This is a genomic window from Solibacillus cecembensis, assembly GCF_050272495.1.
In the GTDB taxonomy this organism is placed as follows: domain Bacteria; phylum Bacillota; class Bacilli; order Bacillales_A; family Planococcaceae; genus Solibacillus; species Solibacillus cecembensis.
Genome location: NZ_JBNNMF010000003.1, coordinates 17254 through 42933 on the forward strand (window position 1 = coordinate 17254; position 25680 = coordinate 42933).

Below are 25680 nucleotides of genomic sequence, written 5' to 3' on the forward strand. Positions count from 1 at the left end.
AAATATACCTCCCCGAGCATATTATTTTTAGCCAATTGGCAAATCATGCTATACTACAAACAGATGTTAGATAAGGAGGCTATTTAATTATGGCAATTGTACACGGTACAGATCAAACTTTTGGGCAAGAAATTTCAAATGGTGTCGTTTTAGTAGACTTTTGGGCTGCATGGTGTGGTCCATGTAAAATGATCGCTCCAGTTCTTGAAGAGCTAGATACAGAAATCGGTAACGATGTGAAAATCGTGAAGGTAGACGTTGATAACAACCAAGGAACAGCGGCTGAATACCAAATCATGTCGATTCCATCATTATTATTATTCGTTGATGGCGAGCTAAAAGCAAAAACTGCTGGCTTCATGCCAAAAGAAGCGTTAATCGATTTCATTAACGACAACAAATAATCCAATTCAAAAAGTCGTATGCCCGTAGCGGGTGTACGACTTTTTTTCGTCTATATAAGTTTAATCAAAGAATCTATTCTTATGATATAAGTGTTCTAATAAAGTATTTGCTATTTTGGGCTGGCTAAGCACATGAGGCGCACAGCTTTGTTGCACAAATCTATACGACTCATCTCTGTGCTTTGTGCAAGGCCAGCCTTTAAAACATTTTGCCTACTGAAACTTTCTGGATTTATTGCGCCGCTTCCGTGGGAGGCGGCGTTATCCTCAATCGATTTTTATTCCATTAGGAAAAATCTATCCTATTTTTTTGCTATTGAAGAGCAAAAATCATACAACCTTTGTGCAAAGCTGAACCTTTTAAGTGGAAAAATACTCCATGAAAGTGGGAGACAACGGCATGTTTTGCAGTCTCGACGGATTTTATTGTGGGGCTCATCTCATATTTCAATAAAAATATTGAGTAACTGAAACTAACTTCATATCCCAAAAAATGATTAGAATTTGTATTAGGACAAACTTGAATAGAAGGATTTGATTGGAATGAAGGGGAGGCGACTCCAGCGGGAACAGCACGTGCGGAAAATCCACTTGTTTCGAGATGTATCGAGAAACAAGTTAGTTGGAGCCGTGCCCGCGGAAAGCGTCCGACCCGGAATGGAAATCAACTCCCCCCTTTTTAGAATGGCTATTAATTATATTGAAACGAATAAAGCACTAGCTCTTGCCTTTCAAAATCACCTGAACTTAGGGTAAACTAAAGGGAAACGACGGAAATTTAAGGTGATGGAATGAATGCAAATATTAAGGCGAAACTAGAAATTTTACCGGGTGATCCAGGTTGTTATTTGATGAAAGATCACCAAGGGACGATTATTTATGTTGGGAAGGCCAAATCATTAAAAAATCGGGTACGTTCATATTTTACAAGTAGCCATGATGGGAAGACCGCCCGCTTAGTAAGTGAAATTGTGGACCTCGAATATATCGTGACTTCAAGTGATTTAGAAGCGCTAATTTTAGAACTGAATTTAATTAAGCTTCATGATCCGAAATATAATATTAAACTAACGGATGATAAAACATATCCATATATAAAAATAACAAATGAAAAGTATCCGCGTATTTTAACGACACGCAAAATTAAAAAAGATAAGGCCAAATACTTCGGTCCGTATCCGAATTCGTTCGCAGCAAATGAAACAAGAAAATTATTAGACCGACTTTACCCATTGAGGAAATGTGCCGTTATTCCGAAGCAAGTATGCCTTTATTATCATTTAGATCAATGCTTGGCACCATGTGTGAAGGAAATTGACAACGAAGTGTATCGCGAAATGGTCGATGAAATTGCGAAGTTTTTAAATGGTGGCTATGAAGAAGTAAAGCAGGATTTAGAACAAAAAATGTTGGATGCAGCTGAAAAATTAGAATTTGAACGAGCGAAAGAATATCGAGATTTAATGGCGCATATCGAAAAGATTATGCAAAAGCAAAAAATGGTGACAGGTGATTTAAGCAATCGCGATGTATTCGGTTATGCTGTGGAAAAAGGCTGGATGTGTGTGCAAGTTTTCTTTGTACGACAAGGAAAGTTAATCGAACGAGATGTTTCCGTTTTTCCGATATATAATGAACCAGAAGAAGAGTTTTTAACATTTGTCGGGCGTTTTTATGAAGAACCAAACCATATGCTGCCAAAAGAAATTTTCATTCCTACACAGGTGGATGGCGCTTTATTAGAAGAGCTTTTGAAGGTGAAAATTGTTATTCCTAAAAAAGGTTCGAAAAAGGAATTAGTTGATTTAGCTACGAAAAATGCAGATATTGCGATTCATGAGAAATTCCAACTAATTGAGCGGCAAGAGGAACGTACGATTGGTGCGTGTGAAGCATTAGGTGAGGCAATGAATATTCCCGTTCCGATGCGCATTGAAGCATTTGATAATAGTCATATGCACGGCACGGATCCGGTTTCAGCAATGGTTGTTTTTGTGGACGGCAAGCCACTGAAAAAAGAGTATCGTAAATATAAAACGAAGGAAGCCGCGAAACATGATGATTACGGCGCGATGCAAGAAGTCATTCGACGTCGATACACACGTGTGTTGCGAGAAAATTTACCGCTTCCCGATTTAATCGTTATTGATGGTGGGAAAGGGCAAATGGAAGTTGCGCGTGAAGTCATTGAAGATGAGTTAGGTCTTTATATTCCGATTGCTGGATTAGCAAAAGATGATAAGCATAATACGTCTCAATTATTATTCGGTGACCCAGTAGAGCCTATTTCACTAAAAAGAACGAGTGATGCGTTTTATTTATTGCAGCGTATTCAAGACGAGGTACACCGTTTTGCGATTACATTTTTACGACAGCAGCGACAGGCGAATACGATTGTTTCGGCGTTGGACGGTATTGAAGGTATTGGTCCGAAGCGTAAACAACAGCTCATGAAGCATTTTGGTTCAGTGAAAAAAATACGTGAAGCATCCGTTGTCCAGTTGATTGAGGCGGGCATATCACAGAAACTTGCTGAAACGATTCATCACCATTTTCAGGAACAATCATTGAAAAAGGATTTATAGTGTGCTAGAGTGAAACATAATTGAATAATTCAATCGATAGAGGCGCAGTAGTCAAAAGTAAGATGCATGAGGAAGGACAATTCCGTTGAATGCATTTGAAAGGGGAAACTGCCGAAGTGAATTGTGTATTGTTCGCACAAATTGCTGGTTTTGCATTTAAGAGATGTAAAATTGTCAGAGCGCATGTTCTGGAGAGCTATCCAAAGAGCACATCTAACTTTTATTATTTGTCTTGACGGCGACTTTCCCTATACGTGGAAGGTCGTTTTTTTTCGTGTATGACAAAACTGAAATTTTGTTTTTGAGTGCTAATATAAAGGGGTTGCAAACAATGGGGAATAATTTAACGGTGCGCGAGGTATTTTATGAAGCGGATGTCATTCGACTAACAATTGGCTATGATTTTTATGAAACAGCATCACTTTCGGAAGTATTTAGTATTTTAGCAGAAAATAATATCAATGTGGATATGATTGTGCAGTCGGTAATGGATGGTGTCAAACCAACCGTGTCATTTACAATTACGAAGGAGAAATTTGCTGAAAGCTTACGAATATTGGAGTCGAGTAAAGTTGCTTTAGGTTTTCGATTTGCTGATTTTGAAGTAGGGTTGGCTAAAATTTCGATTACGGGATCAGGTATGATTTTTGGTCCAGGCGTAGCAGCACGAATCTTTGCGCGGTTAGGGAAGGGGCATATTCCTGTTAAAATGGTCAGTGCATCGGAAGTTAAAGTATCGGTTATTGTGCCACAAGACGAGATGATGCAAGCAGCTAATATGTTGCATGACGAGTTTGCCTTAATTCAGTAAAATCATTCATTTCTATAAAAAGGCGAGGTGCTACGGATTGTAGGCTTCCTAAATGAATAAAAGCCTCAAGCTACTTTCTAAAGTAGCTTGAAGCTTTATCAATAGATGGTGAATAATTAACTGGTTGGCTCTTTTAAATCCCATTTTAAAGTGAATTTAACATAATTGTGCTTCACATTTTTTTCCTCGTAACATTCCGTTAAATAGCCAAACGTTTTTTGTTTTTGCTCTGCTAGAAATCCAGCTTCTAATCGAAAACAGCGCTGCTCAATATTGAGAGTGTCAGGATCTTCGGTAGTGAGTATGTAATGTATCTCATCTTTCAGCTCTTTTTCTAAAGTGAGTTGTCCCCAACCCGCCTCCATGAAAAATGATGATGCTTCTTCCATTGAAAATAATGGGAATTGACGAGCGACTTCTTTACCACCCCAATAAAGGACATCTGCTTCATGTTTTCCTAAAATGGATGAAAGTAAATGATCGCGAACGATTTCATAGCCAAAAGTTGGAATCGTTTTCATTTTATGCGGTTCCATTGAAAAAAACCTCTTTCCTAAATTTTCTTGTAATTTAATTCGATATATAGAAAGTCGAACTATAAGTAGAATAATAGTGACTTTAAACAGCGTAATACCGTCTTTAAAAGGGGTATGAAATGTTCGATGTTATCTTGACGCTAGTATCTGTGGAGAGTACAATGGACATGTCATAATATTGTACCATGATGAGATACGCAGTCAATAATCAACATTTACAAAATGGTGACTTTATAGATGCGAATTTCAAGTACTTAAGGGGGGTAACAGTTTTGTCGAAAGATCGTGAATTTTTATGGCGCCGCTTACATTCGTTATTAGGTGTAGTTCCAGTAGGATTGTTCTTGGCGTTCCACTTATCTTTAAACTTCACTGCTGTAGGCGGTGAAGAGTCTTACAATACCGCAACAGGAATGATGGAATTAGTTCCGCATTCATTATTGTTAGCAATGGAATGGATTATTATCTATATTCCACTTATGTTCCATGCATTCTACGGAGTGTATATTGCATTTACTGCTACGAACAACGTAAAACGCTTCAGCACATTCCGTAACTGGATGTTCGCATTACAACGCTTTACAGGTATATTCCTTGTAATCTTTATTGCATGGCATATTTTCCAAACACGTGTTCAAAAAGCGTTCGGTGAAGAAGTTAACTTTGATATGATGGCTGAAATCGTAGCGAATCCAGTAATGTTAGGATTCTACATCGTAGGTATCTTATCTGCAACTTTCCACTTAGCGAACGGCTTATGGTCATTCCTAGTAAGCTGGGGTATTACGCAATCTAAAAAGTCTCAACAAATCGCAACTTATATTACATTATTAGTATTTGTAATTTTAAGTATTATGGGTGTTGCGGCAATCTTAGCATTCGTTTAATTTTTCAAACTGTAACACTGATACAAAGTAAGAAATTGATGATGAATGAATTGTGAGTAAAAGTAATTAGCAATTATATATGAGGAGTAAGAAATTGATGATGAATGAATTGTGAGTAAAAGTAATTAGCAATTATATATGAGGAGTGAGAAATAATCATGGCGAAAAGTAAAATCATCGTCGTTGGCGGCGGTCTTGCTGGCTTAATGGCTACGATTAAAGCAGCTGAAGAAGGCACAGCAGTTGAATTATTCTCGTTAGTTCCTGTTAAACGTTCACACTCTGTATGTGCACAAGGCGGAATTAATGGCGCAGTAAATACAAAAGGTGAAGGGGATTCTCCATGGATCCACTTTGACGATACAGTATACGGTGGGGATTTCTTAGCAAACCAACCACCAGTTAAGGGTATGTGTGATGCAGCCCCTGGAATTATCCACTTAATGGACCGTATGGGTGTAATGTTCAACCGTACGCCAGAAGGATTACTTGATTTCCGTCGTTTCGGTGGTACATTAATGCACCGTACAGCATTCTCAGGTGCAACTACGGGTCAACAATTATTATACGCACTAGATGAGCAAGTTCGTGCACACGAAGTAGCTGGTTTAGTTACAAAATTCGAACACTGGGAATTCCTTGGTGCGGTTCTGGATGACGAAGGCGTATGCCGCGGTATCGTAGGACAAGACTTACGCACTGAAGAAATTAAATCATTCCGTTCTGATGCTGTGATTATGGCAACAGGTGGTCCTGGTATTATCTTTGGTAAAACAACGAACTCTGTTATCAATACAGGTTCTGCGGCATCAATTGTTTATCAACAAGGTGCTACATATTCAAACGGTGAAATGATTCAAATTCACCCAACAGCGATTCCTGGAGACGACAAAAACCGTCTAATGTCAGAATCTGCTCGTGGTGAAGGTGGACGTGTATGGACTTATAAAGACGGTAAGCCTTGGTACTTCCTAGAAGAAAAATACCCAGCTTACGGTAACCTAGTACCACGTGATATCGCAACACGCGAAATTTTCGACGTATGTGTAAACCAAAAGCTTGGTATTAACGGCGAAAACATGGTATACCTAGATCTTTCTCATAAAGATCCACATGAATTAGACATCAAATTAGGTGGTATTATCGAAATCTACGAAAAATTCGTAGGGGATGACCCACGTAAATTACCAATGAAAATTTTCCCAGCAGTTCACTACTCAATGGGTGGATTATGGGTTGACTATGACCAAATGACTGAAATTCCAGGCTTATTTGCTGCAGGTGAATGTGATTTCTCACAACACGGAGCAAACCGCTTAGGAGCGAACTCATTATTATCTGCTATTTATGGTGGTATGATTGCTGGTCCAAACGCAGTAGCATACGCAAAATCGCTTAAAAAGCACGCAGAAGACTTACCAGAAGATATTTTCACAGCTCGTGAAGAGGAAGAAAAAGCGAAATGGGAAGCAATCCTTTCTATGGATGGCACAGAAAACGCTTACTTACTACACAAAGAGCTTGGTGAATGGATGACTGACAATATGACGGTAGTACGTCATAATGACCGTCTAGAAAAAACATATGATAAATTAAATGAATTGCTAGAGCGTTGGGAAAAAATTAACATCAATGACACACAAAAATGGTCAAACCAAGGTGCTCACTTTACGCGTCAATTAAAAAATATGTTATACCTAGCTAAAGTAATGACAAAGGGTGCATTATTACGTGATGAATCTCGTGGTGCTCACTATAAACCAGATTTCCCAGAACGTGATGATGAGAAATTCTTAAAAACGACAATGGCGAAGTTTGATCCAGCAACTGGTGAACCAATTATTACCTATGGAGAAGTCGACGTTTCGTTAATTCCACCACGTAAACGTGACTACTCGGCCTAAGGGGGGAAATAAACAATGGAAACAGTAAATACTGGAAGAACAGTTAAGTTAGAAATCGTTCGTCAAGATACAGAAAATGGCTCAACACGCGTTGAAAAATTCGAAGTACCTTACCGTCCAGGTATGAACGTTATCTCGGCATTAATGCATATTCAAAAATATCCTGTAACTGCTGAAGGTCAAAATACGACGCCAGTATCTTGGGATATGAGTTGTTTAGAGGAAGTTTGTGGTGCTTGTTCGATGGTCATCAATGGCCGTCCACAACAATCATGTTCAGCATTAGTTGACAAACTAACTCAACCAATTCGCTTAGAGCCAATGAAAACTTTCCCAGTTGTACGTGACTTACAGGTTGACCGTAGCCGTATGTTCAATGCACTGAAGAAAGTAAAAGCATGGGTTCCAATCGATGGTACGTACGATTTAGGTGAAGGTCCTCGTATGCCAGAGCGCAAACGTCAATGGGCTTATGAATTATCTAAATGTATGACTTGTGGTGTATGTATGGAAGCATGTCCAAACGTGTCTGAATCAGCTTCATTCATGGGACCAGCACCATTATCACAAGTACGTTTATTCAACACTCACCCAACTGGTGCGATGAACAAAGATGAGCGTTTAGCTGCAATTATGGGCGACGGTGGTCTTGCGAACTGTGGTAACTCACAAAACTGTGTAGCTGCTTGTCCAAAAGGGATTCCTTTAACAACTTCTATCGCTGCGCTTAACCGTGCAACAACAGTTCAAATGTTCAAGAACTTCTTCGGTTCTGACCACATGGTTGACTAATAATAAATTTAGGGGCCCTCACATTTGTGGGGGCCTTTTTTATGGGGAAGAATCCTCTCTGTAAATTATTATTACCCAAGTTTTTTTATGTTTTCGGGTTAATTGAAAATAAAATCATGATATAATGAATGGGCATTCATTATATCAATGGGGAATTTTCAGTGAAAAGGGAGGAATTGTGATGCGTGCTACATATATTCAGGATGTACAACAATGGGTTGCGGGTTTTAATTTTTCGACAGAGGTGCAGGTTCGTTTTTCGGAAACAGATATGTATGGTCATGTGAACAATACGAAGGTACTGACTTATTTTGAATATGCTCGAATCGAATATTTAAAGGCGTTAGGATTTCAATTTAATCCAGCATCAGGTAGTAAGAACATGCTTGTCGTAGCAGACATACAATGTGATTATTTGAAAGAAGCGTTTTTTGATGAAGTGTTGACCGTTTTTGTGAAAACAGCCTCGATTGGTACGTCATCTATGGATATACATTATTTAGTGAAAAATGCGAAGGGTGAAAATTGTTATACTGGACGCGGTACGTTAGTGCAGTTAAATTCTGAGACGGGTAAAGGTGCCCCGATTTTAGAAGAGCAGAAAAAAATATTAATGGAGAAATAGTTAAATGCCCTCACCCGCTTTGGAGTATTGACATACTTTACAAAGAAGAGGATAGGAGGGTGTTGCAAAATGACGAGTTCGCAGCATCGTTCGCTGTTAACAAAGCGAGAACGAGAAATTTTTGAACTATTGATAAAAGACTATTCGACGCGAGATATTTCAAATAAACTTGGCATTAGCGAAAAAACGGTTCGTAACCATATTTCAAATACAATTCAAAAACTAGGGGTTTCCAGTAGAACACAAGCATTAATCGAATTACTGCGATTGCAAGAATTATCTATAAACTAAGTGTATACTTGCTATTTTACGCAAAAAACTTCAAAATAGGGTTATGAAAAGTTTTGGGGAGTGAATGAACTAGATGACAGGTCAAAGCAGACATAGTTCTGAATCTGTAGCAATCCTAGAAAAAGAATTAAGATATATTTCACACTTAATTAAGCAAAAAGGTCGCGAAATTTTAAGTAATTATACAATTACACCTCCACAGTTTGTTGCGCTTCAATGGTTACATGAGTCAGGTGATATGACGATTGGAGATTTGTCGACAAAGATGTATTTAGCGTTTAGCACGACAACGGATTTAGTTGATCGTATGGAAAAGAATGAGTTAGTGCAACGTGTTCGTGACGAAAAGGATCGCCGAGTTGTACGTATTCACCTTTTACCAGAAGGAGAACGCATTATTGCAGAGGTAATATTGAAACGACAAAATTATTTACATGATATTATGGGTGAATTTGATGAAGCGGAATTTGAACAATTATCAAAGAACTTACAAAAGTTACATTTATTAATGAAATAGGATAGAGGCGGTAGTAGTGAATGCCCCAATTGGTGTAATCGATTCTGGAGTTGGCGGGTTAACAGTTGCAAAAGCGATAATGGAGCTTTTGCCGAACGAAACAATTTATTATATTGGTGATACAGCACGTTGTCCATACGGGCCACGTACGATACAAGAAGTACGAAATTTTACTTGGCAAATGGCAAAGGCACTTGAAAAAATGAATATTAAACTGCTTGTCATTGCTTGCAATACAGCGACAGCAGTAGCGTTAGAAAGTTTACAAAAACATATGCCATTTCCGGTTATAGGTGTCATAAATGCAGGGGCAAGAGCTGCAGTTAAAAAGACAAAACGCAATGAAATCGTCGTATTAGCAACAGAGGGTACGATAAAAAGTGGAGCATATGAGGAAGCGTTAAATTCGCTTGCAACAAAGGCGAAGGTTATTTCGCTTGCATGTCCTACGTTTGTTCCACTTGTCGAAAGTGGCGAATATGAAGGCAAGTTTTCGTATGATTTAGTTGCAAATGGTTTAAATCCATTGGAAAATGAACGTTTTGATACGGTTATTTTAGGCTGTACTCATTATCCGATTTTACAAAAACAAATCGAGGCCGCAGTTGGTACGGGGGTTAATGTATTATCCTCTGCTGAAGAAACGGCCAAGGATGTTGAAGCGATTTTAAGCTTTAAAAATCAGTTGCGTACAGACAAAGAATCACCGCAACATATTTTTCATGCATCGGGTTCAGTACCGATTTTCAGGTCTATTGCTGAACGCTGGCTGGATCAAGGTGAATTAACAATTCGACGTATTTCGTTTTAAAACGATAAAATAAAACAAAAAGCTTAAGTAGATGTATTATTGTCTATTTGAGTCTTTTTGTGTTTTTTAGAAGCTATGCAAAAAATGATTTGTACGTAGCTAAGGGGCAAACTTAAGCTAAAGTGAAATGGATTGTTGTAATGTAATTTCAAGTAATCCGGCATTAATCCTTTAGGCAGTAAAAGAAGTATGTTAAAATTAGTGCGCGAATCTATTTAGGAGGTCAAACATGACTAGACATGACTTACGAGCTGTGAATGAATTACGCCCAGTTCGAATTGAAAATAATTATTTAATGCACCCAGAAGGCTCTGTATTAATTGAAGTAGGGAATACAAAAGTAATTTGTACGGCAACGATTGAAGAGAAAGTACCAGGCTTTTTACGTGGACAAGGAAAAGGGTGGATTACTGCAGAGTATTCGATGCTACCACGCGCTACAGAGCAACGTACACGCCGTGAATCATCAGCAGGTAAGGTGACAGGTCGTACAATGGAAATCCAACGCCTAATTGGACGTGCTTTACGTGCGGTTGTCGATTTGGAGGCACTAGGAGAAAAAACGATTTGGATCGATTGTGATGTCATTCAAGCGGATGGCGGCACGCGTACAGCATCGATTACAGGAGCATTTGTTGCGATGACACAAGCAATCGCAAAATTAGCTGCGGACAAACCATTTGAGAAATTCCCAGTGACAGATTATTTAGCAGCGACAAGTGTAGGAAAGCTTTCAGAAATCGGTGCTGTTTTAGATTTAAACTATATAGAAGATTCTTCTGCGGATGTGGATATGAACGTGATCATGACAGGTGCAGGTCAATTTGTCGAACTACAAGGTACTGGCGAAGAAGCGACATTTTCACGTGCAGAGTTAAATGAATTATTGGATTTAGGGGAAGTAGGAATTGCCCAATTAATCGATATTCAAAAAGCTGCACTAGGCGAGTTAGCAAGCTATGTTGGAAAGGTAGATGCTGAATGAAACAAGTAGTCATTGCCACGAAAAACAAAGGTAAGGCAAAGGATTTTGAAGCATTATTTCAACCATTTGGCTTTGAAGTTGTAACAATGTTTGATGTAGCACCTGATTTAGAAATTGAAGAAACGGGTACTACATTTGAAGAAAATGCGATTTTAAAGGCAGAAACATTAGCCAATTTACTTGGCAAAATCGTCATTGCAGATGATAGTGGTTTAGCGATTGATGCGTTAAACGGCGAACCAGGCGTCTATTCAGCGCGCTATGCAGGCGATCATGATGATGAAGCGAACATGGTGAAAGTGTTAGCGAACATGAAAGATGTCCCAGAAGAAGAGCGTACAGCCCGTTTTTGCTGTGCACTAGCGATTGCAGGTCCAAATATGGAAACAAAAACGGTATTTGGTACATGTGAAGGGGTTATTGCAGAGCAAAAGCGCGGAACAAATGGCTTTGGATATGATCCAATTTTCTACGTGCCAGCTTTGCAACGTCATATGGCCGAACTAACAGCAGATGAAAAAGGCGCCATTTCACACCGCGGTAACGCCATTCGTGAATTAGCCTTCCAGTTAGCTGAAATTTTAAAATAAAATCAATTGTGGGGTGATGGTAATGAAACTAGTCGTAATGAGTGATACACATGGCGATGCGGAGGTAATTGAACGGGTAAAAAACTATCATACGGATGCACAAACGGTCATTCATTGCGGAGACAGTGAGTTACCATTCGCCCATCCTTATTTACAAGGTATCGAGCGGGTGAAAGGTAATTGTGATGCAGATCCGAACTTTTTAAATGAGCTAATATTTCAAGTAGCAGACGAGCGCATTTATGTGACGCATGGCCATTTATATGATGTGAAAAATTCACCGATGAAGCTCGTATACCGTGCAAAGGAAGTCGGGGCGACAATCGTATGCTTCGGTCACTCTCACGTGTTAGGCGCGGAAATGATTGACGATATTCTATTTGTGAATCCAGGAAGTCTTTTAAAGCCACGCCGTCTGAAAGAAAAAACATTCATGACGATTACGATTTCTGAAATGCATTATACTGTTGATTGCTATGAGGACAATAATACTTTGTTGGAGCAAATGGTTTTGAAAAATCAAAAGTGGAGTAGTTATATTCGATGAACTATTAACGTATATTAATAGGAGATTCATAATGTAGGGGCTATTTGTAGGGAATTGAAATAAAAAATAACTTTTTTTGAATATCGTGTTGACTTTCTATTATTTGTAGCCTATAATAAAAAATGTCGCAATTACCAAATGGTGATTAAAACATGTCTCAGTAGCTCAGCTGGATAGAGCAACGCCCTTCTAAGGCGTCGGTCGGGGGTTCGAATCCCTCCTGGGACGTACAGTTTTATAGCGTTATACTTAGAGAAATAAGCACTTTCGCTTATGATTCAATTTTACAGTACTCGGTCAGTCGAGTTTTTGTACTAATGAATTGTAGGAGGAGGTGCTTTTTTCTTTGTCTAAAAAGAAAGGGATATTCTATATTCAAATTGAACAACCGCTATTTCAAGTTAGAAAGCATGAAGAAAAACGAAATGATTTAACAAATAAAAAAGCGTTATCTGTAATATCAAATGACTTACTGTTGGACTCAAAGGCATTAGGACATAATGATTTGTCGGTGACTACAAAGTATTTACATACAGAATTAACTGATATAGCAGATAAGTTGAAAGATTATTTTTAGTGATAAGCTACAGCACTTTGCATTAAGTTATTGTAAGGCAATTTTTTAGATATTACATAGGTAAGGTTTACCAATGGATAAAGTTGGTTTTTAATGGTTTAATATTCAGTATATTCAAACGAAAAGGGGTGTTGTTATTGGAGACTTATGATTCATTACCACTTGAAATTTTAGTGGAGTTTTATTATTACATAATCAAAAACATAGAAGAAGGAATTCTTTCTCACGCCATGTATTACGAATTGAATCTTATTAAACAAGTAGCCGAGAAAAAGGGGATCTCATTGATTTACTTATATAATCAAGGTTCACGTATGAAATGATATACATAAAGATACTGCATCAGTCTCTCACATACATACACATAGCACATGCTGAGATGACTCACATGTCTATACAGTGCCATATTGCAGGGGAGTATGGAGTATGGAAAGGTAAAAGTAAGATAAGGTCACAGTGCACCTGGTACTCGCTGAAGCTATCACAACCCATCATTTATGCAAGCGACTTAGCGGGATGATAACTCCAGGCTTAATTGACTCGCATAACTCACTAATATAGAGGTACCGTACCTGGAAAATTGAAACAGATGAAAAAGAAACGAAACAAACGGGCGGATGCAACAGGAATCTTTCTTGATAAATGTCCTTGGAGGGTATGGAGAGGAGATGGCCTAATTGCGGGGATCGTCTACCCAATTATTTGTACGCGTAGTAGTTTGAAAATACGACTTACAATAAATACCGATATGCATATAAAGTCAATAGTACCATCGGATTAGAGAACTCTCAAACGCAGTGAAATTTGATTAGGTGTAACGGGTATCATCTAATTAACCTCAATGAGGTTTTAAGGGAAGGGGTGGTTACAGATTTCAATAATTAGTGGCAGCTGTTTCAGAAAATTAATTTTTCGGCGGAAATTTCTCTAACTTTTCTGCCCACCAATAAAGGAAGGAATAGTTACTCAACGATGCTTTGGGTGCATTTGTTAGTGATGAAATTAGTATAAGAAGGGGGAAGGAAAAAATGATGATTATGGTTTTCCTTTTAAGCGGTTGGATATTGAGTTGGTTTAAGTTTGATAGGTTGTTTATTCAGGCATTTAAAGAGCTATTTAACAAGGAAATAACAATTGCAAGTTATTATTTTATTTTCTTTTGCGTTGGTACAATAGGTGATTTAGTTTTATTTTTTAATGGAGAATATATAAATCGCTTATTCAGCTAGCGGGCGCGATTGTTTAATAAGAGTTTTTATTTTTATTAAATTCCAGATTACTTTAGTTAATTAAAGATTTATAAAGTATACAAAATAAACGTTAATAACGTACCCAAATGCAAGTTTGGGGAGACTCCATTAAGCCACAAGTGTTGTTTTTGGCGGGTGATTATTTTCATAGTTTTTGTCTATTATTTGTAGGCATCTCTTCGGTGTGGTAGTGATTTTTCGTTAATCTCACTATAACAAAAAAGAGGTGTCTTTTTTGCTTATTAAATTGACAATGAATCTATTAAATAAGTCGAAAAGGTGGTACGGGCAACTGATTACCCTGTTATATTGGATGCGAAAGTGGAATCATTAGTTAATCTTATTCTTAAATAGTTTTAAAGGTACATATTATAATATTGGTTATTTTGATAATTTTCCGAAAAAACAGAAGACATTGTTTTTTAATTGTGCTAATATTATCAATTAACGGAAGGTTAAAGGTTAATAGCCTTAAATAATGAATGTCAGCTTAAAATCAATTAGTAGTATGTGATTGTAAAATGCTCGATATGGAAAGGGGAAATTTGGGGAGGATTCTATCAGTCACTGTAAGCGCTTCAATCTCTACAGGGGTGTGAGAATTACATGAAAACTTAACTAGTGAGTTCATTAGAAAAATTGAATAATCTAGTAATCAATTTAGAAAGAGGGTGCTGTCACTTGTATTTTGTTAAACGCTTTTTGGCAATGTTTTTAACCGTTTGGATTATTGCAACGCTAACTTTTATAGTCATGAAATTTATTCCTGGAGATCCTTTTGCTACAGATGCAGACGTGTTTCCGGAGGAAGTCCTGGAAAATCTAAGAGCTGCTTATAATTTAGATAAGCCAGTACCAGTTCAATATTTTTTGTATATGAAGGATTTAGTTACGTTTGATTTGGGAACTTCGATTGTTTCGAATACTCGCTCAGTGAATCAAATTATCGGTGATGGTCTACCTGCATCGGCAATACTAGGTTTCTTGTCGATGGCGATTGCAATATTCTTCGGAGTGATATTGGGAGTAATTGCTGCTCTTAATCATAATAAAGCGATTGATCACATTTCAATGGTTATTGCGATTATTGGTATTTCAATACCTAACTTTATATTAGCACCACTTCTTATTAAGTACTTTGCGGTCGATTGGCGAATATTGCCGGTCGCGTCATGGGGAACTTGGCAACATACGATTCTGCCAGCACTTGCGCTATCAACAACTCCTCTTGCTGTTGTGGCACGTTATATGCGCTCTAGTATGTTGGATGTGATGAATCAAAACTATATGAAAACAGCGGAGGCCAAAGGGCTATCTACATATAGACTCGTTGTTCAACATGGTATTCGAAACGCGATTCTACCAATTATTACATTTATTGGACCACTATTTGTTTCATTGATAACTGGAACCTTTGTTATTGAAAAAATCTTTGCAATTCCAGGGATGGGTCGTTACTTTGTAGATAGTATTTTCAATAGGGATTACCCAGTTATTATGGGAACAACAGTATTTTACAGTTTAATCTTGGTTGTCACGTTGTTCTTAATAGATATGTCCTATCGTTTCATTGACCCAAGAATTAAGTTGACGAGCAAGGGAGGGTGACATGATGAATAAACAAGCAGAGCAAGACTTATTCATCCCGGTGGATCGTAGTCAATATGATAAAGAGGTAGCATTACGACCGAGTTTAGGTGTTTGGAAGGAAACTATTCTAAATATATTAAAGAACAAATTAGCGTTAACAGGTTTAACACTATTAATACTTATCATAACTTTAGCAGTTGTAGGACCAATGTTGGCTCCTTACTCAGGATCAGAGCAAGATTTAAACAATACGAATATAAAGCCATCAGCTCAACATTGGTTTGGAACAGATGACTTAGGAAGAGATGTATGGGTACGTACTTGGTTAGGGGCAAGGGTATCCTTAACAATTGGTATTGTGGCGGCGCTTATTGACTTAGTACTTGGTTTAGTCGTAGGCGGAGTATCTGGATATATGGCTGGTAGAGGTAAAAAAGGGGACCGGATTGACGGACTACTCATGAGATTAGTGGAAATTCTATACGGCATTCCTTATCTACTGCTTGTTATATTATTAATGGTCGTTATGGAACCGGGAATTAAGTCGATTATTATTGCTCTGTCCGTAACAGGTTGGGTCGGAATGGCACGTATCGTTCGTGGACAAGTTTTACAACTGAAATCACAAGAATATATAAAAGCTGCAGAAAAGTTGGGAACGAGTACATCAAAAATAATTGTCCGTCATTTACTGCCGAATACGATGGGGATCATTATCGTTAACCTAACATTTACGATTCCATCGGCGATATTTGCGGAATCATTCCTAAGCTTTATTGGTCTAGGCGTGCAGGCACCCCTCGCGAGTTGGGGAACGATGGCGAATGATTCGTTGGGCGTTATTCTAAGCGGGCAATGGTGGCGCTTATTTTTCCCAGGCGTAATGATTGCTCTTACAATGTTTGCATTCAATGCGTTTGGTGACGGATTGCAAGATGCTCTCGATCCACGTGTGCGTAAATAATGTTCGATAAATAAAGTAAGGATTGCAAATATAATAAACTGGTAGGTGATTATGTGACTCATTTATTAGAAGTGAGAAACTTGGGAGTGAATTTCAAAACTTATGGTGGAGAAGTTAAAGCTGTTCGGGATGTATCTTTCCATGTAAACAAAGGGGAAATCGTTGCTATTGTAGGTGAAAGTGGTAGTGGTAAAAGTGTAACGGTTCAAACGATTATGGGACTAATTCCAAAACCACCTGCAATTATTAATGCAGGAAACATTTATTTCCAAGGACAAGACCTTTTGACTTTGTCGAAAAAACAAATGAGGAAAGTAAACGGTTCCAAAATAAGTATGGTGTTTCAAGATCCGATGACATCACTCAATCCAACGATGAAAATTGGCAAGCAAATTGCCGAAGCGTTGATTGTCCATAATAATTTAAGCAAGGCAGAAGCAAAAGAAAAAGCGATTGAAATGATACGACTCGTTGGTATTCCGAATCCAGAAGAAAGATACGAACAATATCCACATGAATTTAGTGGTGGAATGAGACAAAGAGCAATGATTTCAATTGCTCTTGCATGTAGTCCAGAACTACTTATTGCAGATGAACCAACAACAGCATTAGATGTAACGATTCAAGCACAAGTTCTTGAACTCATGAAGGATTTAAAAGAAAAAATAAACACAGCAATCATATTAATCACGCATGATTTAGGTGTAGTAGCGGAAACGGCTGAACGTGTCATTGTAATGTACGCTGGAATGATTGTAGAAATAAGTTCTGTGGAAGATATTTTTAATAATCCGAAACACCCATATACATGGGGATTACTTGAATCCATTCCGGATATTACTGCAACGAGTGAAAAGAAGCGACTGATTCCAATAGAAGGAACTCCGCCAGATTTATTTTCTCCACCAAAAGGTTGTCCATTCGCTCCAAGATGTAAATTTGCGATGGAAATTTGTATGGACCAGATGCCACCTGAAATGGAAATCAGTGAAGGGCATTCTGCGAGATGTTGGCTGAATGATCCACGTTCGCCTGCTCCAGAAGAAGTCATTCAACAAGGGAGGAAGAGTTCTTGAGTGATAAACTCCTTCGAATCGAAAACTTAAAGAAGTACTTTCATATAGGACAAGACCGAGTTATTAAATCTGTAGATGATATTTCATTTGATATTTATAGAGGAGAAACCTTTGGACTTGTTGGAGAGAGTGGAAGTGGAAAATCAACACTTGGCCTCACTGTTGCGGGTTTACATGAAAAAACGGATGGCAATATCTTTTACAATGATGAAAACCTGTCAGATATGAAAGGGAAGAAAAAAGTAATCGTAAATCGTGAAATGCAAATAGTATTCCAAGATCCCCAAAGCTCACTTAACCCAAGAATGTTAGTTGGCGATATTATTGCTGAAGGAATTGATGCGCATAAGCTTGTTAAAGGAAAAGAACGACAAGCTCGAATTTATGAGTTATTAGAAAAAGTAGGGCTTAGAGCAGAACATGCGAAACGATATCCACATGAGTTTAGTGGGGGACAGCGGCAGCGTATAGGGATTGCCCGAGCATTGGCCGTCAATCCTAAATTTATTGTTGCAGATGAGCCGATATCAGCATTGGATGTTTCTATACAAGCGCAGGTTATTAACTTATTGGAAGATTTGAAGGAATCTGAAGGGTTAACGTATTTATTTATCGCCCATGATCTAGGCATGGTGAAACATATAAGCGACCGAATAGGGGTTATGTATTTAGGGAATATGATGGAATTAGCGAGCAGTGATGATTTATTTTCGGAAGCATTGCATCCATACACACAAGCCCTATTATCAGCAATCCCAGTAGCTGACCCGAGCGCATCAAGAAAAGAACGCATTGTACTTCTCGGAGATCCACCAAGTCCAGTTAATCCACCAAGTGGGTGCCGCTTTAGAACGAGATGTCCACATGCAATGGACATATGTAGTCAAGAAATCCCGGAATGGAAAGAAGTTAGATCAGCCCATTTTGTTGCGTGCCATTTATATAATAATGAAGGAGTGGATGAAGTGTGAAGAAGTGGATGTTATTATTCATACTCTTATTGTCAGTATCAACAGTGCTAGGAGCTTGTGGCGGTGATAAAGAAGGGGAAATAGGTGTAGACGGTAACGGTGTGAATCAAGAAATCACACTAAATATTAAGACTGAACCGCCTAGTTTAGACCCTGGTCTTTCAACGGATACAACATCCGCATGGGTGCTCGATCATGTATTTGAGGGTTTATATACAACGGATGAAGACGGTAATCCAATACTTGGAGCGGCAGAAAGTGTGGATGTCACAGAAGGAGGCGCAGTCCACACATTTACAATTCGTGACGATGCAAATTGGACAGACGGTACACCAGTAACTGCTGCTGATTTTGAGTATGCGTGGAAACGTGTATTGAATCCGGAAGTAGGTTCAAGATTTGCGTTCTACCTTTATTATATTAAGGGTGCAGAAGAATATAATACGGGTAACGGAACAGTAGAAGAAGTTGGTGTAGAGGCAGTAGATGAAAAAACATTAAAAGTGACGTTGAACGCTCCTCTTGGCTACTTCGACAAACTTCTTACAATGTGGACGTATTATCCAGTTAAAAAAGAACTAGTAGAAGGCAATAAAGATTGGTCAACGGATCCAGAAACATACATTAGTAACGGTCCATTTAAAATGACAAAATGGGCACATGATAGCGAAATAGTTATCGAAAAAAACAAAGATTATTATGATGAATCAACAGTGAAATTAAATAAAGTTACATTTAAGATGGTGAACGAGGCAACGACGTTTTACCAAATGTATAAGACTGGAGAGCTGGATTTAATCTCCACTCTACCTACCGATGTATTAGAAGCAGAACGAGATAGCGATGAATACCTAGTTGTACCTCGTTACGGAACGTATATGTATATTTTTAACGTAACGAAAGAGCCGTTTACAAACGCAAAAGTTCGCAAAGCATTTTCACTTAGTGTAAATCGTGATCTTGTTGTTGATAACATTAACAAAGCGGGAGAGATACCAGCATATGGAATGGTTCCACCAGGTGTGGCAACTCCTGATGGTGATTTCCGTGAAGTTGGCGGAAAGCACTTTGAAGAAGACGCAGATGAAGCAAAGAAACTATTAGCCGAAGGTATGAAAGAAGAAGGTTGGGACACGCTTCCGCAAGTAGAACTTCTTTATACAACATCTGAAGGCAATAAAAAAATTGCTGAAGCAGTTCAAGAGATGATAAAGAAAAACTTAGACATAGATCTTAAGTTAGTCAATCAAGAATCAAAAACACAGTTGGCAACAGTTAATCAAGGGAATTTCCAAATGTCTAGAATGGGGTGGGTCGGAACATTTGTTGACCCAGTAATCAATCTAGATTACTTCTTAGGTGGTAGTCCGAATAATCGTACCGGATGGGTTAATGATGAATATGACTCACTTCTAGAGCAATCGAAAATTGAACAAGATGATAAAAAACGATATGATTTACTTCACCAAGCTGAAGCTGTTTTAATGGAAGATATGCCTTTCATCCCAATGTATTATAACTCAAACACATACTTAACATCTCCAAAACTTGAGAATGTAGCATATTATGTGAATCGTCAACCGTTCTTGAAATGGGCAGAAAAAGTCAAGTAATAAACCAATTTAAGAATATAGGTTTTTAACAATTGATAAATAGATTCTGTCTTGTTAATCCCTTTACTTTGGAGTTGTATAGGGATGCCTGTACAAGCCAAAGGTAAAGGGATTTTCTTACGAATAGAACTAGAAAATTCATTAAGAGGTGTAAAAATGGACAGTCAATTATCTCATTTTTTAAATGTATTCACAGGATTCGGTTCTGCTGTAATTCCAGGGAAAAATAAGTTTACGTTTTTGAGTAAAAAGACAGGCATTCCTCAGGTGTATCTTTGGAATGGAGAAAATGAAGATATTACACCTTTTGGAAAGTTTGAAGACAGGATCATCTCGGTTTTTCATTCCCCATCCGGAAAAAACTCAATCGTTGGAATGGATTATGAAGGAAATGAAAAACAACAATTTTACTTGTTGGATGAGAATGGGGATTACGAAGACCTTGTGGTGTCTCCTGATCATTTCCATAATTTTGGCGGTTGGTCTACAGATGAAATGAAAATTATGTATTCTAGTAATCGACGCAATAGCGGATGCTTTGATATTTTTACATTGGATATGGTAACAAGAGAAGAAAAAGTAGTATTTGAATATGACGGCATTTGCGCCCCAATCAGCTGGGTGACGAATAGTAATAATCAAGTTATAATTAGTATACAAGAAACAAATATTGACAATTCGTTGTATCTTCTTAATATCGAAACAGGTGAAAAGAAAAAAATAGGACCTAAAAATATATCTGCAAGGTATAAATCTGTCGTGTTGTCGAAAGACGGAAAAACAGTTTACGTTTTATCGGATTTTGAAAATGACACAATGGCAATTTATAGTTTTACGATCGATGAGCCTGGAAATTTGGAGGGAATTCTGACTGAAGCGATGTGGGATATAGAAGAACTTTCACTTGCTCCGAATCAAGAAACATTAATCTATAGTGTGAATGAAGGCGGTTCGTCAATTTTAAAAACATATGATTTTGTGACAAAAAGGATTTCGAACCTGGAAAATATACCAAAGGGTGTCATCAATTCGATTTCTTGGTTGGATGACAGGCGTTTTGTATTTGCTATAAAAAGTCCTGTTATACCAGGTGATATCTTCATGTATACTACAAATGAAAAAGTAGCAACTCGTGTTACATACCTCGGTGTATCAGAAGAAATTGAATACCTTTGGACTCGACCGGAGTTATGCAAATTTAATTCATTTGATGGGGTAGAAGTTCCATATTTTTATTATGCGAAAGAGAAAAAAACTAAATCGACAGTTGTTTATGTACATGGTGGACCTGAGAGCCAGATTAAAGAAGATTTTAACCCTGTCATTCAGTATTTAGTTTCCCAAGGATTTGCAGTAGTAGCGCCAAACGTAAGAGGGAGTATGGGTTATGGTCGTAAATATTTACAGTTAGATGATCGAAGAAATCGTATGAATTCTGTTGCTGATCTTGCGAGCTTAGTAGATAATTTGATACAAAATAAAGGAATTGAAAGCAATAATATTGGAATTATAGGGAGAAGTTATGGTGGATTTATGGTGTTGGCAGCACTTACGCATTATCCAGACTTATGGGCAGCGGGCGTTAATATTGTTGGAATTTCTCACTTTAAATCGTTCTTGGAAAACACTGGACCTTGGCGTAGAAGATTAAGAGAATGTGAATACGGGTACCTAGGAAAAGATGATGATTTCTTTGAAGAAATTTCGCCATTGAATCATTTAGATAAAATTCAAGCTCCACTATTGGTATTTCATGGTCGGAACGATACGAGAGTTCCGGTAAGTGAAGCAGAACAACTAACAAAAGAAATGCTAGAAATGAAAAAAGATGTTGAACTCTTTATATTTGAAGATGAAGGGCACCAAACAGATAAATTAGAAAATCATATTACCTTGAATACAAAGGTTGTTGAATTTTTCAAGAAAAACTTATTGGTAAATAGCTAAGATTTATATAATGAAAGGTGGGCCTGCATGATTCGAGTTATATTTTTATCTATAGTCTTTATTTTGATGTGGTTCGTCAGTAATTTTGGCTATAATTGGAGCAAGATAGAATGGGTGAATATGTCGTTTTTTGTTGGACTCATTTCTTTTATGGCTCTAGCTATTATTTATATTATAAAAAGTGAGTTATTTAATTTATTTTTTAAAGGATTTAAACTTATTGGACAAATGATTTATCCAAAATCGAGAGCGATGCAACGAGTTGATGAGATGATGGGGAAGAATGAAGGTTCACCCCTCATCGATGCGAAATATCAAATCATCTTTTTCCAAACGCTTCTTTCGATTGCGATATCGTCTATGATTATATCTATGTACGCATTAATTAACCTTTGATGACAGTGGATGAAGAGAAGAGGGCAGTGAATGGATAAGGTACTAAAAAACATTAATGTAGATTCCTTTATTAATGAAATTACGCCTCAGCTCATACAATGGCGTCGAAGTTTTCATAGTTACCCAGAAGTAGGATGGACTGAATATGTAACAACGTATCGTATAATGCGTGTACTGGAGAAGTTAAATTTTACACTCCACATTGGAGAAGATGCTTATTCTTCCGTCGATCGAATTGGCGTACCTGATGAAGCAATTTTATGCCAGGCAGAGCAAAGTGCATTGAAAGCTGGTGTTCTAGAAGAGTGGATTGAGAAAATGGCTGGCGGACATACAGGTCTTGTAGCAACTTGGGATTCTGGAAAACGAGGAAAGCATATTGCTTTAAGGTTTGATATCGATGCATTGCCGATAGAAGAATCCATGGATATCGAACATTTTCCATGGAAAAACGATTTTCGTTCAGTAAATCAGGGAACGATGCATGCCTGTGGTCATGATGGGCATATAGCAACCGGGTTAGGAGTTGCGCACTTTATTGCAGAACATTCAGATGTATTGACCGGGAAATACACGCTCTTTTTTCAACCTGCTGAGGAAGGTGGTCGTGGCGCGTTTGCTATGTCAAAGAGAGGTTGGCTAGACGATGTAACCGAATTTCTGTCGGGACATATTGGAATTAATCCTCTTAATATTGGAACAGTAGCAGCGACGACGACAAAGTTTTTGGCATCAACAAAAATAGACATTACGTATAAAGGGCGTTCTGCTCATGCGGGTATTGACCCGGAAAAAGGTCGAAATGCCCTCCTTGCATGTGCGGCGGCAACGATGCATCTTCAGGGGATTACGCGAAACTCAGGTGGCGCAACTAGAATCAATATTGGGAAGATAAACGCGGGATCGGGACGGAATATCGTTGCTGATTTGGGCCGATTAGAAGTGGAAACACGTGGTGAGACGGATGTTTTGAATGACTATATGTTTGAAGAGGCTAAGCGAATTATCAATGCAAGTGGAAAGTTATATGATGTTCAAGTTCATATGGATGTTGTTGGGCATGCAACGGATATAACTTGCGATGAAGAATGGATTGACTACACAAAAGAAGTTTGTAAAGACAGTAAGACCATCACTAACGTTTTATCAGAAAGCGCACTTGGTGGATCTGAAGATGTGACCTATTTAATGAAGGAAGTCCAAAAAAATGGCGGGAAAGTAACATACTTTATCTTCGGTACTCCACTTGCAAATGGGCACCATCATCCTGCATTTGATTTCGATGAAAAAGTATTGCCTATTGCCGTTGAACTTTATGCGAGGATGATTGTTTCTTTAAATATGGGGGCGAAATAGCATTGAAAATACGATTAGGGTTAATTGGACCAGCAGACTCATTAGAAAACATGATGAAAGTGTCAAGTGAATTTGAAGATATTGAAATGATTCCGTTTCCATATCAACAGATTGAAGAGTCACGTTCAATATTAGAAAAGAACAATCACGAGATTGATCAGTGGTTGTTTTCAGGGCAGGCACCTTATCATTACGCACTTGGTGAAGGTATCATTACAGCTAGTCAAGCGAGTTATCCTGCACTACATGGGGCTAGTTTTTTAGGAACTTTACTTGAGGCGTTGATTTCTGAACAAAAAATGATCTACCGCTTTTCCGTTGATACAATTGAAGAATCAGAAATAGAGACAGGGCAGTTACAGGATAAATTGCAACATATGCAATTTTATTATTATTCTTATAAAGGATATATTCCCTATGAAAAGCTCATTGCTTTTCATAGGGAACTTTATGACTCTGGAAAGATAGACGCTGTCATTACTTGTTTAGGAGCGGTTTATTCAGGATTAAAGGAACTGGATATTCCGTGTTACCGAGTAAGGCCGTACGACATTTCGATAAAGCAAAGTCTTGAGTTTTTGACCGAGCGGGGTAAGTCAGGGAAATATAGATTGTCGCAATTAGCTGTACTTGGAATTGAAAATATCAATTTTGAAAACGCAGGTGAAAGTAAGTATTTATCTTACCGGGAAAAACACCAAAAGCTCGATATGGCGAGAGTATTGCTCGATTTCTCCGAAAGCATAAAGGGTTCATTTGTACAAATGGGTGATGATTTGTCGTTTATTTATACAACTAGGGGCGAGTTAGATCTAACGATGAATCGAGTAGTAATTCATTCATTAATTGATAATATTAAAATGCAAAGTGGACTCGTGGTTCGAATAGCGCTTGGTTATGGATTGACCGTGTTAGATGCGGAACAAAATCTTCGTCATGCATTTAAAAATGCACGGGATTATCCGGAAGTAGTAGTTGTTGTGAACGAAAATAGGGAAGTAACAGAATATCGGCAAGATGATGTAGCCATTCATTTTCAGCAAAGAAAATGGGGGGAAGAGTGGGAGAGACATTTTAAAGATGCTTCAATTTCTCCGGCGGTCGTATCAAAAATTCAAGTATTTGCTACTCACTATAAAAAAACACAAATCACGTCAAGTGACATCGCTACATGGCTGAAGAGTACGGAGAGAAATGGACGAAGAATCATATCTGAATTAGAAAAGATGGGACTCGCGGAAGTAATTGGTGAAGAACAATCGGGACACCGAGGAAGACCGAGAAAATTATACAAATTGAATTATTAATGAGAAAAAAGTCAGTGAGATCAATTGAGGGCACTGAAAAAATTAAATTTCATAAAAGATTTATACATGAAAATCACATTTTTCAGCCAATTCATTGAATGTAGTGATAGCATATAATTTGTGTCATAAATGGAAATGAAACATACTCAAATTCCCGCATTTTTATTCATACATCAAGTCGCTTGACATGAAGCCTCTATCGATATGATTTCTGCTAATAAAACCCAGAAGAATAGCATATCATATCGACTTTTTTTTGTTAAATTCATTTTAATCACCACACTTATAGATTATGTGAGGAAAATTAAATATTAAGTACCCATAAATATGAAATTAAACCTTTACATA

The 25680-nt window shown here is 37.9% G+C and carries 26 protein-coding genes, 1 tRNA gene and 1 riboswitch; of the genes, 26 read left to right on the forward strand and 1 reads right to left on the reverse strand.

Features of this window, described 5'->3' with window-relative positions; translation table 11 throughout:
- The first annotated feature begins 89 nt into the window (after window positions 1–89).
- The 3 genes from trxA to ACQKIH_RS03370 all read left to right on the forward strand — a co-directional run bounded on the left by trxA (window position 90) and on the right by ACQKIH_RS03370 (window position 3800).
- On the forward strand, window positions 90–404 hold the full coding sequence (gene trxA / locus ACQKIH_RS03360; protein WP_057989857.1) for a thioredoxin: 315 nt from the start codon (window positions 90–92) through the stop codon (window positions 402–404).
- A gap of 791 nt (window positions 405–1195) precedes the next feature.
- The gene (gene uvrC, locus ACQKIH_RS03365) at window positions 1196–2989 is read left to right on the forward strand and encodes an excinuclease ABC subunit UvrC (protein WP_427763457.1); all 1794 of its coding nucleotides are present in this window, start codon (window positions 1196–1198) and stop codon (window positions 2987–2989) included.
- A 29-nt stretch (window positions 2990–3018) separates the two neighbouring features.
- A riboswitch (Lysine riboswitch) is annotated at window positions 3019–3196 on the forward strand.
- Between the two features lie 124 nt (window positions 3197–3320).
- A complete protein-coding gene (locus ACQKIH_RS03370; RefSeq protein ID WP_083493791.1) occupies window positions 3321–3800 on the forward strand; it encodes an ACT domain-containing protein in 480 nt (159 codons plus the stop codon).
- 116 nt (window positions 3801–3916) lie between these two features.
- Here the strand turns inward: ACQKIH_RS03370 and ACQKIH_RS03375 are convergent, their stop codons facing one another.
- Entirely contained in the window at window positions 3917–4336 is a 420-nt protein-coding gene (locus ACQKIH_RS03375; RefSeq protein WP_057989859.1) for a YslB family protein, read from the reverse strand.
- A 272-nt stretch (window positions 4337–4608) separates the two neighbouring features.
- Here ACQKIH_RS03375 and ACQKIH_RS03380 point away from each other — a divergent pair, with 272 nt between their 5' ends.
- The 23 genes from ACQKIH_RS03380 (at window position 4609) to ACQKIH_RS03490 (ending at window position 25332) form a co-directional block, all read left to right on the forward strand.
- On the forward strand, window positions 4609–5223 hold the full coding sequence (locus ACQKIH_RS03380) for a succinate dehydrogenase cytochrome b558 subunit (protein ID WP_057989860.1): 615 nt from the start codon (window positions 4609–4611) through the stop codon (window positions 5221–5223).
- 158 nt (window positions 5224–5381) lie between these two features.
- Window positions 5382–7127 (forward strand): succinate dehydrogenase flavoprotein subunit, encoded by a 1746-nt coding sequence (sdhA, locus tag ACQKIH_RS03385; protein WP_057989861.1) that lies wholly within the window; start codon window positions 5382–5384, stop codon window positions 7125–7127.
- A 15-nt stretch (window positions 7128–7142) separates the two neighbouring features.
- Complete coding sequence (gene sdhB / locus ACQKIH_RS03390; protein ID WP_057989862.1) at window positions 7143–7919, forward strand: succinate dehydrogenase iron-sulfur subunit; 777 nt, start codon at window positions 7143–7145, stop codon at window positions 7917–7919.
- 181 nt (window positions 7920–8100) lie between these two features.
- On the forward strand, window positions 8101–8544 hold the full coding sequence (locus ACQKIH_RS03395; protein WP_057989863.1) for an acyl-CoA thioesterase: 444 nt from the start codon (window positions 8101–8103) through the stop codon (window positions 8542–8544).
- A gap of 69 nt (window positions 8545–8613) precedes the next feature.
- A complete protein-coding gene (locus tag ACQKIH_RS03400; protein WP_057989864.1) occupies window positions 8614–8835 on the forward strand; it encodes a helix-turn-helix domain-containing protein in 222 nt (73 codons plus the stop codon).
- Window positions 8836–8908: 73 nt separating this feature from the next.
- Window positions 8909–9352 (forward strand): MarR family winged helix-turn-helix transcriptional regulator, encoded by a 444-nt coding sequence (locus ACQKIH_RS03405; RefSeq protein WP_057989865.1) that lies wholly within the window; start codon window positions 8909–8911, stop codon window positions 9350–9352.
- Between the two features lie 16 nt (window positions 9353–9368).
- Window positions 9369–10163: a glutamate racemase gene (racE, locus tag ACQKIH_RS03410; protein ID WP_057989866.1), complete on the forward strand. Its 795-nt coding sequence runs from the start codon at window positions 9369–9371 to the stop codon at window positions 10161–10163.
- Window positions 10164–10392: 229 nt separating this feature from the next.
- Window positions 10393–11148, forward strand: coding sequence for a ribonuclease PH (gene rph, locus ACQKIH_RS03415; protein ID WP_427763461.1), 756 nt, complete (start codon window positions 10393–10395; stop codon window positions 11146–11148).
- A complete protein-coding gene (locus tag ACQKIH_RS03420) occupies window positions 11145–11738 on the forward strand; it encodes an XTP/dITP diphosphatase (protein ID WP_427763462.1) in 594 nt (197 codons plus the stop codon). Before rph ends, ACQKIH_RS03420 begins: the two co-directional genes overlap by 4 nt.
- 22 nt (window positions 11739–11760) lie before the next feature.
- Entirely contained in the window at window positions 11761–12285 is a 525-nt protein-coding gene (locus ACQKIH_RS03425; protein WP_427763463.1) for a metallophosphoesterase, read from the forward strand.
- A gap of 154 nt (window positions 12286–12439) precedes the next feature.
- Window positions 12440–12513, forward strand: a tRNA-Arg gene (locus ACQKIH_RS03430).
- A gap of 118 nt (window positions 12514–12631) precedes the next feature.
- Window positions 12632–12862 (forward strand): hypothetical protein, encoded by a 231-nt coding sequence (locus ACQKIH_RS03435; protein WP_427763464.1) that lies wholly within the window; start codon window positions 12632–12634, stop codon window positions 12860–12862.
- Between the two features lie 137 nt (window positions 12863–12999).
- The gene (locus tag ACQKIH_RS03440; RefSeq protein ID WP_427763465.1) at window positions 13000–13185 is read left to right on the forward strand and encodes a hypothetical protein; all 186 of its coding nucleotides are present in this window, start codon (window positions 13000–13002) and stop codon (window positions 13183–13185) included.
- 705 nt (window positions 13186–13890) lie between these two features.
- The gene (locus ACQKIH_RS03445) at window positions 13891–14091 is read left to right on the forward strand and encodes a hypothetical protein (RefSeq protein WP_427763467.1); all 201 of its coding nucleotides are present in this window, start codon (window positions 13891–13893) and stop codon (window positions 14089–14091) included.
- 702 nt (window positions 14092–14793) lie between these two features.
- The gene (locus ACQKIH_RS03450) at window positions 14794–15720 is read left to right on the forward strand and encodes an ABC transporter permease (RefSeq protein ID WP_427763468.1); all 927 of its coding nucleotides are present in this window, start codon (window positions 14794–14796) and stop codon (window positions 15718–15720) included.
- A 4-nt stretch (window positions 15721–15724) separates the two neighbouring features.
- The gene (locus tag ACQKIH_RS03455) at window positions 15725–16666 is read left to right on the forward strand and encodes an ABC transporter permease (RefSeq protein ID WP_057987640.1); all 942 of its coding nucleotides are present in this window, start codon (window positions 15725–15727) and stop codon (window positions 16664–16666) included.
- 53 nt (window positions 16667–16719) lie between these two features.
- A complete protein-coding gene (locus tag ACQKIH_RS03460) occupies window positions 16720–17742 on the forward strand; it encodes an ABC transporter ATP-binding protein (RefSeq protein ID WP_057987609.1) in 1023 nt (340 codons plus the stop codon).
- Entirely contained in the window at window positions 17739–18713 is a 975-nt protein-coding gene (locus tag ACQKIH_RS03465) for an ABC transporter ATP-binding protein (RefSeq protein WP_057987605.1), read from the forward strand. The genes ACQKIH_RS03460 and ACQKIH_RS03465 overlap by 4 nt, the downstream gene beginning before the upstream one ends.
- The gene (locus tag ACQKIH_RS03470; RefSeq protein ID WP_427763469.1) at window positions 18710–20326 is read left to right on the forward strand and encodes a peptide ABC transporter substrate-binding protein; all 1617 of its coding nucleotides are present in this window, start codon (window positions 18710–18712) and stop codon (window positions 20324–20326) included. Before ACQKIH_RS03465 ends, ACQKIH_RS03470 begins: the two co-directional genes overlap by 4 nt.
- A gap of 240 nt (window positions 20327–20566) precedes the next feature.
- A complete protein-coding gene (locus ACQKIH_RS03475; RefSeq protein ID WP_427763470.1) occupies window positions 20567–22273 on the forward strand; it encodes a S9 family peptidase in 1707 nt (568 codons plus the stop codon).
- Between the two features lie 27 nt (window positions 22274–22300).
- Window positions 22301–22669, forward strand: a complete 369-nt coding sequence (locus ACQKIH_RS03480) for a DUF3899 domain-containing protein (RefSeq protein WP_057987595.1) — start codon at window positions 22301–22303, stop codon at window positions 22667–22669.
- Window positions 22670–22699: 30 nt separating this feature from the next.
- Window positions 22700–24025 carry an amidohydrolase gene (locus tag ACQKIH_RS03485; protein WP_427763472.1) on the forward strand — a complete coding sequence of 442 codons (1326 nt, stop codon included), beginning with the start codon at window positions 22700–22702 and terminating at the stop codon, window positions 24023–24025.
- A gap of 2 nt (window positions 24026–24027) precedes the next feature.
- Window positions 24028–25332, forward strand: a complete 1305-nt coding sequence (locus ACQKIH_RS03490; RefSeq protein ID WP_427763473.1) for a hypothetical protein — start codon at window positions 24028–24030, stop codon at window positions 25330–25332.
- Window positions 25333–25680 lie beyond the last annotated feature (348 nt).

Coding starts and splice junctions, on each gene's coding strand:
- trxA (WP_057989857.1), top strand. CDS start 90: ATGGCAATTGTACACGGTACAGATCAAACTTTTGGGCAAGAAATTTCA.
- uvrC (WP_427763457.1), top strand. CDS start 1,196: ATGAATGCAAATATTAAGGCGAAACTAGAAATTTTACCGGGTGATCCA.
- ACQKIH_RS03370 (WP_083493791.1), top strand. CDS start 3,321: ATGGGGAATAATTTAACGGTGCGCGAGGTATTTTATGAAGCGGATGTC.
- ACQKIH_RS03375 (WP_057989859.1), bottom strand. CDS start 4,336: ATGGAACCGCATAAAATGAAAACGATTCCAACTTTTGGCTATGAAATC.
- sdhA (WP_057989861.1), top strand. CDS start 5,382: ATGGCGAAAAGTAAAATCATCGTCGTTGGCGGCGGTCTTGCTGGCTTA.
- sdhB (WP_057989862.1), top strand. CDS start 7,143: ATGGAAACAGTAAATACTGGAAGAACAGTTAAGTTAGAAATCGTTCGT.
- ACQKIH_RS03395 (WP_057989863.1), top strand. CDS start 8,101: ATGCGTGCTACATATATTCAGGATGTACAACAATGGGTTGCGGGTTTT.
- ACQKIH_RS03400 (WP_057989864.1), top strand. CDS start 8,614: ATGACGAGTTCGCAGCATCGTTCGCTGTTAACAAAGCGAGAACGAGAA.
- ACQKIH_RS03405 (WP_057989865.1), top strand. CDS start 8,909: ATGACAGGTCAAAGCAGACATAGTTCTGAATCTGTAGCAATCCTAGAA.
- rph (WP_427763461.1), top strand. CDS start 10,393: ATGACTAGACATGACTTACGAGCTGTGAATGAATTACGCCCAGTTCGA.
- ACQKIH_RS03420 (WP_427763462.1), top strand. CDS start 11,145: ATGAAACAAGTAGTCATTGCCACGAAAAACAAAGGTAAGGCAAAGGAT.
- ACQKIH_RS03425 (WP_427763463.1), top strand. CDS start 11,761: ATGAAACTAGTCGTAATGAGTGATACACATGGCGATGCGGAGGTAATT.
- ACQKIH_RS03445 (WP_427763467.1), top strand. CDS start 13,891: ATGATGATTATGGTTTTCCTTTTAAGCGGTTGGATATTGAGTTGGTTT.
- ACQKIH_RS03455 (WP_057987640.1), top strand. CDS start 15,725: ATGAATAAACAAGCAGAGCAAGACTTATTCATCCCGGTGGATCGTAGT.
- ACQKIH_RS03480 (WP_057987595.1), top strand. CDS start 22,301: ATGATTCGAGTTATATTTTTATCTATAGTCTTTATTTTGATGTGGTTC.
- ACQKIH_RS03485 (WP_427763472.1), top strand. CDS start 22,700: ATGGATAAGGTACTAAAAAACATTAATGTAGATTCCTTTATTAATGAA.